Origin of the sequence: Mycobacterium sp. E735 (assembly GCF_001666955.1) — a bacterium.
Lineage (GTDB): Bacteria > Actinomycetota > Actinomycetes > Mycobacteriales > Mycobacteriaceae > Mycobacterium.
Window position 1 is genome coordinate 1 of sequence record NZ_LZIX01000047.1, and the last position, 570, is coordinate 570.

General features: G+C 70.9%; 1 protein-coding gene. It reads right to left on the reverse strand.

Translation table 11 applies throughout. The features are described 5' to 3' along the window. Positions 1–49: 49 nt before the first annotated feature. Positions 50–570: prolipoprotein diacylglyceryl transferase (locus tag A5704_RS03800; RefSeq protein ID WP_067887449.1), on the reverse strand; the 521-nt coding region annotated here is incomplete at its 5' end.

Here is a 570-nt window from a genome sequence, read left to right on the forward strand (position 1 = left end):
TCGGGCGGGCGCCAGCCCTCCGGCGGAGGGGGACCCGGCGGTGGGTTCGTCATGTGGCAACCGCCTCCCGTCGCAACACGGCGTCGTAATAGCCCCGCCGATATCCCACGCGCAGCCTAACGGCGATGACGAGCAGGGAGGGCAGCAGAAACCACTGCGGCCGGGTCAGGCCCAGCCACACCGTTTCGTTGGCGCGGAAGAACTCGACGAAAAACCGGAATACCGCGTAGCCGGCCACGTAGAGGACGAACAGCTCGCCCGGGTGGCTCACCCGGTTGCGCAGCCAGAGCAGCACCGCGAATGCGGCCAGCTGGAAGGCGATTTCGTAGAGGAACGACGGGTGCATCGCCGCGCCGGTGAGGCAGCCCGGGCACTTCGGCACGCCGGCGGGGGCATGCACGCCCCATGGCAGGTTCGTCGGGCGCCCCGGCGCCTCGGTGAGGTGGCAGCCGACCCGGCCGATCGCCATGCCGAGGGCGACGGCGGGGGCGAACAGGTCACCGGTCTTGCCGGTGTAGCCGCCGAGGCGTTTAGCGATCAGCACGCCGAGGTAGGCGCCCAGCAGCCCGC